The following is an 8,064-nucleotide window of genomic DNA, read 5'->3' as shown; positions in this document are numbered from 1 at the left end:
TGCCTTCGCATACGCCGGGAGGCGCCCGGAGTTGCACGGAAAGGCGGGGGCGCGCCTTCCGTTCGCTCCCCGCGATGAGGCAAGATTCGGGCGTGCCATCCGCAGCGCGCGAGGAATCTCAGGCCGGTCTCTGGCGCATCGGGGCTCTCGTCTTTCTTGTCGCCTTCGCGGTGCGGGGGCTGCACCTCGCGTTCTTCCGCAGCGCGTCCTTCTTCCCCCTCCTCGTGGGGGATGCCCGAGGCTATGAAGCGTGGGCGCGGCGGCTCGCGGCCGGCGACTGGGTGGGGAGCGAGGTCTTCTACCAGGCCCCTCTCTATCCCTATCTGCTGGGCCTGTGGTACGCGCTCGCCGGCCCCGACCTGCTCGCTCTGAGGGTGCTCCAGATCGCCCTGGGTGCGCTTGCCTGCGCCTTGGTCGCCGTCGCTTCCGGACGGCTCTTCGGTCGGAACGCCGGGTGGGCTGCCGGCCTTCTGCTCGCCTTCTACGCTCCGGCGATCTTCTTCGACCTCCTGGTGCAGAAGGCGGTGCTCGATCTTTTGCTGGTCGCGCTACTCCTGCAGCTGGTCTCGCTGTTGGTCGAGCGCGTCGACAGGAGACTAGCGTTCTGGGCCGGCGTCGTGCTCGGGCTCCTCGTGCTCAGCCGGGAGAACGCGGTTGTCCTCCTGCCGGTCTTCCTGGCCTGGATCTGGTGCCGCGCCCGACCGCGCGCTGCGTCGGTCCTCCTGTGCGTCGCGGGCGTTGCGGCGGTCCTCGCTCCGGTCGCTGTGCGCAACTATCGGATCGGCGGCGAGCTGCAGCTCACGACCGCGCAGCTCGGTCCCAACCTCTACATCGGAAATCACGACGGGGCCACCGGAAGCTACGTGCCGCTGCGGCCAGGGCGGGGGGACGCGAGCTTCGAACGCCGGGACGCGGCCGATCTCGCAGAGGCCGCGAGCGGGAGGAAGCTCACCGCGGGCGAGGTTTCGCGCTACTGGAGAGAGCGCGCCACGGGCTGGATACGAGCCCATCCCGGTCGTTGGCTGGAGCTCCTGGGCCGCAAGCTACTGCTCGCCTGGAACGGTCAGGAGGCCATGGACACGGAAGATCTCGCGACGCATGCCGAGGTCTCGCCGCCACTGCGCTGGCTCGCCCGGTTGGCGCACTTCGGTCTGCTCGCGCCGCTCGCACTGCTCGGCATCTGGTGGAGCCGGGAGCGCGGACGCGAGCTCTGGGTGCTGCACGCCTCGATCGGCGTCTACACCGCGAGCCTGGTCGCCTTCTACGTCGTGGCCCGCTACCGCCTGCCGCTGGTCCCGATGCTCGCACCCTTCGCCGGTTTCGCGCTGGTTGAGATTCCGGCGAGGTGGCGACGCGGCCCCGCGGGCGAGCGGCTCCGGGCCGGGCTGATTCTCGCCGTCGCCGGCCTGATGGTGAATCTGCCGCTCCTGCCGCGGTTGGCGGGAGCCTCGGGGGAGAGCCTGCGCGCCCTGACGCATCTCAACTACGCCCAGGCGTTCGAGGTCCAGGGGAAGAGCGAGGAGGCCAGCGCGCAGTATCGCCGGGCTCTGGAGCTCGACCCGGCGAACGCGCACGCGCACACCAACCTCGGCGTACTCGCCGCCGGGCGAGGAGAGCGCGAGGCGGCGCTTCGTCACTTCCAGGCCGCGGCGGCGAGCGCCCCGGGGCAGGCGCGCAATCAGAGCAACCTGGGGGTCGAGCTGCAGGTGCAGGGGCGCACAGCGGAGGCGATTGCGAGCTTCGAGCGCGCCGTCGCGCTCGAGCCAAGGGACGCTGGCTTCCGCTTCCAGCTCGGCGCCGCGCTCGCCGCAGCCGGGCGGCCCGGGTCGGCGATCGCCCAGTTCGAGGAGTTTCTTCGGCTCGAGCCTGGCGACGCGGAGGGAGTGCAGGCCGCGAAGGCCCACAACAACTTGGGCATCCTGCTCGCCTCCACGGGCCGCGCAGCCGAGGCCGTGCCGCATTTCGCGGCCGCCGTCCGCCTGGACCCGGACTTCCGCGACGCCGCCCTCAACCTCGCCCGGGCGCGCGACCTGTCGATCGCAGGCCCAGCCGCGCCCTGAGGTGAGAATCGGCACCTCGCCCTCAATCTGTCCCAGAGCTAAGCTGTTGCTGCGGCTGGTACCCCAACTGGCGCGCATAGCAGGCGCCACTCGACGGAGAATCTGGCAATGCGAAACGAAACGATGGCAGGTCTGTTGTCGATCCTGCTGGCAGCTCTCGTCGCCTGCAGTGGGCCGTCGGTTGGAGGCGACAACCGGGCGTCATCGACATCGACGGGAAAGTCGACCGCGGCCCCGACAGACGAGGCTCAGGGGGGCCAGCAGACTCCACCCCAGGCGGGACCTGCCGCGAAACCCGGCGGAGGCCTTGTGGCGGAGCCGTCGGGTGTCGACGGGCATCTTTCGATCAAGATCCGCTGGTCGGCGACGACCGTCAAGGGAATCCCTTCCGAAGGCCAGATCACCGAGGTCTACAATCGGACCGCTCACCTCGACTGTCCCGTCACCTCGGGCGGAGAAGCTTCCTACTCCTACTTCGCCGCCTTCGACAATCCGGATGGCGATCCACTCGCCGCGACCGGTTCCTATCAGCCCTGGTGGAACGAAGAGTGCACCGGGACGCTGACCGTGGATGACACCTACCATCACAACGACCCGACCCTGGCCGGTCCGGAGCCGATCATTCCGACGACCGGCACGCGGCCGCTCCGCACCGGCGATACCCCACTCACGATCGAAACCGATTTGAACCGGGCCCGCACCCGCTACCTGTTCATCGCCCCGAGCACGTCGGGATTCGTGCAGGCGGCAGCCAGGGGCGACGCGGAGAAGGTCGTGTCGGCCGCCGCGGCACCGATGGCGACGATGGACTTCACCCTCGAGGGACCCATCGGCGACGGCAAGCGCGAAGTCGCGGTGCAGGGTGGAAAAGTCTGGATCGACTGGGTGTTCACGCGCGGGCGCAGCAAGCGCTAGGGCGAACACGCCAGCGCTCAAGTCTGGGCGGGTCGTCGGTGCGCACGCCGCGGAAGCCGGCATCCCGCGCCTCCGCGCAGAGAGCGGCTGCAGATCCTGCGTCCGGGCGACGAGGCTCGAGAACGAAGGACAGCTCTTCAGGGCGATTGTTCATTGTTCCTCCGTGCGGGCGAGGACCAGCCCGCGCAGCCGGCAGCGGAGCATGGAAAAACGGGCGTTTCGCCGGTTCGAGAGACATGGCATCACAGTTGCTTTTCTCCCGGGCAGCCTCGTTCGCGCAGTTCCGCGTGAGCGAGCTTTCGCTCAAAGGAGATACTCATGTCGAAGACCGATACGTTGGACAGGAACGCCGATCCGATCACTGGCGAGTCGGGCTCGCATCCGGTGGGCACCGGAGTCGGCGCGGCGGGAGGTGCGGCAGCGGGTGTGGTGGCCGGCGCCGCCGTCGGTGGTCCCGCCGGAGCGATCGTGGGCGCTGCCATCGGTGCGGTGGCGGGCGGAGCTGCGGGGCACGGCGTCGGCGAGATGGTGAATCCGACCGTCGAAAGTGCCTACTGGGAGGGTGAATACAGGAACCGCCCGTACTACCGGGACGATCGTCCGTACGCGCAGGTCCAGGACGCCTACCGTTACGGCTGGGAGTCGCGCTCCAGGTACGGCACGAAGAGCTGGAACGAGGTGGAGAGTGACCTCGGTCGGAACTGGGAGAAGGCCAAGGGCAAGTCTTCCCTGGCGTGGGAGCAGGCCAAGGACGCAACGCGCGACGCCTGGCATCGTGTCGAGCGTGCAATCCCCGGCGACGCCGACAACGACGGCCGCTGACGTCGTCGCCGGTCGCCTGAAGGGCTGAAGAGTCGAATCGCGGCCTCACTCCCCGACCGGGAGTGGGGCCGCGGCGCTTTGCGCCGATGGGCACCCCGAGCTCCGTGGCCGGGCGAAGCGGGGTGCCCGGAGAAAGATGAAAGCCGCTCCCAGCGGACGGCGTCGCATCTCTCCTGTCTCCCTTTCCGGGTGAATTCCGATACTCCAGGACAAGTGCCGCAATCGGCACGGTAGTTCGCCTCGAGGGAGCACGGGCATGGGATGGCTTCGAATCGGAGCAGGGCTCGTCGGGACATGCGTACTCGCGGTCCCGGCGGCGTCGGACGAAGGAAGGACGGCGCCGCTCGCGGCGATATCAGCACACTTGCCGGAACAGGTCGAGGCGCGATTGCGGGAAGAGCTCCAGGCCTCGCCGGAAGCCGGTTTCAGCTCGCCCTGGAATCTCGGCTACGCCGACTTCGTGCCGCAGTCGGTGGGCAGCGACGACTGCCATTACGACGTTCCGTCGGAAGGGAACGGAGGTTACGTGGCGGCCGATTCCCCCGGCGGGGTGTGCTGCCTCGTCGCCGGCGTCCACCTGCCGGAGGGCGCCACGGTGAGCTCGATCTTCTTCTTCCTCCGCGACGCGAGCGCGGACGACGTGACGCTCTCCCTGCGGCGGAAGCGGATCGACGACGAGTCGACCTCGACCGCGATGGGGAGCACGACGACGAGCGGCACGGGCGCCGGCGTGCGGCTTTTCTCCGACGTCTCGATCACCGAGGGTGTCATCGACAACCGGAGCTACTCCTATTTCGTTTCCACCGACACCTGCCTCGATCAGGGCCTCGATCTGCGGTTCGTGGGCGCGCTCGTCTTCTTCACGGAGGGATCATGAGAGCGCAAGCGCACTTCGTCGCTCGAGACGCAGCGGCTGCGCAGGCCACAGTGAAGGCCGGGGCCGCGGTGCTGACGCTCCTCGTGGCATTTGCGGGTGTGGCCGGCGTGGCCGGCGCGGAAGTGCTGCGGAGCCCCCTCACCGTTCCGGGGATCGCGCTACTGGACGTCGCGCCGAACGAGCGCTCGCTGGTCCTTTCGACCACGCGGGGCAGCGCGGCTCCCGCCGACTCCTACGCGGTCGGGATCGCCGGCGTTCATCTGCCGGACGGCGCGAAAGTGACGGCTCTCGCAGCGTTCGCGATCGACGAGAACGGCAGCCAGAGCTTCGAGGCCCGGCTTTTCCGGCGGCGGATCTCGACCGCGCTCCTCGACGGGATCGAGATGGCGGTCGTGGAGTCGAGAGGCAGCTCGGCGGCGATACAGGAGTTGCGGGACGAAACTGTCGAGCTACCCACGATCGACAACGGCAGCTACATCTACTGGGTGGCGGCGCGCCTTCCCGAGCAGTCCGAGCTCTTCGCAGTCCAGGTCGAATTCCGCACGCCACTTCTCCTCGACGGGTTCGAATCGGCAGACACCTCGGCCTGGTTGCCCGACGGCGTCGAGCCCGGGTTCGTTTCGCCGCTCGCGGTGAGCTTCGCCGATGCCGCGAGCACCACTCTGGGCACGGACGGCTGTTTCTCCGGAGGGGACGACGGAAGCACGTCACAGGGCTACATCCGCGGCGGTACCATCGACTTCGCCGAGTGCTGCATCATCGCGCCGGTCCACCTGCCGAACGGGGTCGAGGTGACCGTGATCGTGAGCTACCTCGTCGACTCCGGCGACTCGGACCTCACCCTCTCCCTGCGCCGCAAGAGTCTCGCCAATCAGGTCGTCACGACTGCGCTCGCCACCACCACCTCGAGCGGCAGCGGCAACAACGTGCGCCTCTTCGCCGATGCTTCGATCGACAACGGAGTGATCGACAACGACTCCTACAGCTACTTCCTGACGTCGGACACCTGCCTCGATGCGGACGTGGAGCTCTCCTTCTACCAGACCCTGATCTTCTTCGATGAGTGACCGCCCCGCGGAGGGGGTCCGTCTTCAGCGCGGGGAGGCCGAGCCAGCCGACAGGAGCCAACAGAGGCGCCAGCCGAGAACCTCGGTGCGGGCCCGTTACCGGGGTGCGAGCGCAGGCTCGCCCGACCTGCACGGCCTCACCAACCTCAGGCTCCGAACCTGACCAAAGTCAGGTCCCGCCTTCGCTGGCAGCCTCTAGGCTTCCTCCAGTGCGAAACGTACCCGAGGCTCGTGGTCTTTCCGATCTGCCTGGACGACTGCGAAGCGAGCCAGACGACCCGCTGGTTGACGACGGAGCCCTGGCCGGCGCGCCCCTGCACCGCCGATCACCGCTTGCCAGGAGGCTGTCAGCCAGGATCCCAGCGTGGTCTCCCTCCACGTCTCGAGGCAAGCCGGTGGAACCTCGGAGACCACCTTCCGCAGCGGGAGGTGGTTCGCCTTCGCGAAGGAGCCCAGATGCGCATCACTGAACCCAGTTCCAGGCAACAGGACGGGAACCCCCGGATCGCGAGCTCCCGGTGCCGCCCGCCCCTTCCGGATCGCCCGAAACACGCGCATGACGTTCCTCGCTCCATGGGCGTGCTCCTGATGGTGATGGCCCTCGTCGCCCCGTCTGTGGCCGGCGCCGGGGCTGTCAGTGACGCCGAGCTCTCTGCCGGCGGCATCGACCTCTTGCTCGCTGACGACTTCGAGAGCGCCACCCTGTGTGCCTGGTCGTCCAGCGTCCCGCCGTCGAGCTCGACCTGGCACTTCGACGCCGACGCCGACACCTACGGCGATCCGGCGGTGAGCACGGAGAGCTGCGCCGCGCCGCCGAAGCATGTCGGCAACGCCGACGACTGCGACGATGGCTCCGCGGCCACCTTTCCCGGCGCGGCTCCGCTCGACTCTCCGTTCGCCTGTCTGCTCGACGACGACGCCGACGATTTCGGCGCCGACAGTCCGCCGATCGGCGTCGGCGCAGGGAGCGACTGCGACGACGGTGCCGCCGCCGTCAACACCGCCGCCACCGAGATCTGCAACGCCATCGACGACGACTGCGACACCGACATCGACGAAGGCTTCGATCTCGATGGCGATACCTTCGCGAGCTGTGGCGGTGACTGCAACGACGCCGACCCGGATATCCACCCCGGCGCGTTCGACGATCCCGATACTCTCTTCATCGACGACAACTGCGACGGCATCGATGGCGATGTCGCGCGCGCCGCCTTCGTTGCTCCCTCGGGAGTCGATGGCACCGGCTGCACGCTCGCCGCCCCCTGCCTCTCGATCGGGCACGGCGCCAGCGTCGCCGCCGCCGATCCGCAGCGCGACCAGGTCTTCGTTCAGGCCGGAAGCTACGACGAGATCCTCGTGGTGCCGACCGGCATCGCGATCGTCGGTGGCTACGACATCCTCTGGCAGCGCGCTGCGCGCACCGTGCCGGGCCACACCGCGACGATCGTCGGTGGCTACTCGGCAGCGGCGGACGCCTGGGTCACCGTCCAGGCCCTCTCGGTCACCGCGTCCTTCGCCGACCTCGTGCTCGCCGGCCCGGCCGCCGCGAGCACGGGTGACAGCTCCATCGTTGTGCACAGCAAGCTCTCGACGCTCCAGCTCGCCCGCGTCACGTTTCAGCAGGGCGATGGTGCCGACGGCGCGGCCGGCGCTGCCGGCATCGACGCCGATCCGTTCCCGGCGCCGAGCGGCGTGGATGGCCTCGACGGCCAGGAGGAGGCCGTCGTCTGCAGCAACTTCCGCCGGCCGGGAGGCGGGGCCGGAGTTCATTTCTGCGACGGTTCGAACCGCTCGGGAGCCGCCGGCGGCGCGGGTGGCGGCATGGACACCAATTGCTCGGGGCCCAACGGCACCTGCAGCAGTTCGGGGTGCAACGCCTCCGTCGGGCTCTCCGGCGGTACCTCTCCCTCGGGTGCTTTGGGCGGCGATGGCGGTGCGGGCGGCGGCACCTGCGCCAGCACGGCGGCGGTCGAGGGCACCCGCGGGCTGCTCCACGACGGTCTGGCCGGCACCGGACAGAACTCACGAGGATTTCTCGAAGGCCTGAATCAGTGGCGCGGGAGAAGCGGCACCGCCGGCGGGCTCGGCAGTCACGGCGGCGGCGGCGGGGGTGGGGGAGGCGCCGGCGGGTGTGACACCGGCTTCCCGGAGGACCGCGGGCCGAGCGGTGGCGGCGGCGGCGCCGGCGGATGCCGCGCGTCGTCCGCGGGCGGCGGCGGGGGTGCCGGCGGCGGCAGCTTCGGAATCGTCGCCATCCAGAGCACCGTCGTCGTCACGGCGTCGCTCTTCATCCGCGGATCGGGTGGCGGGGGCGGGGCGGGGG

At 69.4% G+C, this 8,064-nt stretch carries 6 protein-coding genes; all 6 read left to right on the top strand.

Features of this window, described 5'->3' with window-relative positions:
* Positions 1-92 precede the first annotated feature (92 nt).
* Complete coding sequence (locus KBI44_20515; GenBank protein ID MBP9146866.1) at positions 93-2,060, top strand: tetratricopeptide repeat protein; 1,968 nt, start codon at positions 93-95, stop codon at positions 2,058-2,060.
* A 309-nt stretch (positions 2,061-2,369) separates the two neighbouring features.
* Positions 2,370-2,975, top strand: a complete 606-nt coding sequence (locus KBI44_20510) for a hypothetical protein (protein MBP9146865.1) — start codon at positions 2,370-2,372, stop codon at positions 2,973-2,975.
* A gap of 318 nt (positions 2,976-3,293) precedes the next feature.
* The gene (locus KBI44_20505; GenBank protein MBP9146864.1) at positions 3,294-3,797 is read left to right on the top strand and encodes a hypothetical protein; all 504 of its coding nucleotides are present in this window, start codon (positions 3,294-3,296) and stop codon (positions 3,795-3,797) included.
* A gap of 364 nt (positions 3,798-4,161) precedes the next feature.
* A complete protein-coding gene (locus tag KBI44_20500; GenBank protein ID MBP9146863.1) occupies positions 4,162-4,674 on the top strand; it encodes a hypothetical protein in 513 nt (170 codons plus the stop codon).
* Positions 4,671-5,741 (top strand): hypothetical protein, encoded by a 1,071-nt coding sequence (locus tag KBI44_20495; GenBank protein ID MBP9146862.1) that lies wholly within the window; start codon positions 4,671-4,673, stop codon positions 5,739-5,741. Before KBI44_20500 ends, KBI44_20495 begins: the two co-directional genes overlap by 4 nt.
* Before the next feature lie 573 nt (positions 5,742-6,314).
* A partial coding sequence (locus KBI44_20490; GenBank protein ID MBP9146861.1) for a putative metal-binding motif-containing protein occupies positions 6,315-8,064 on the top strand: 1,750 nt, incomplete at its 3' end.

The sequence above is a fragment of the Thermoanaerobaculia bacterium genome (genome assembly GCA_018057705.1).
Classification (GTDB): Bacteria; Acidobacteriota; Thermoanaerobaculia; order Multivoradales; family JAGPDF01; genus JAGPDF01.
Note: the sequence above shows the minus strand (reverse complement) of the source record. Positions and strands in the feature narration are given on the sequence as shown.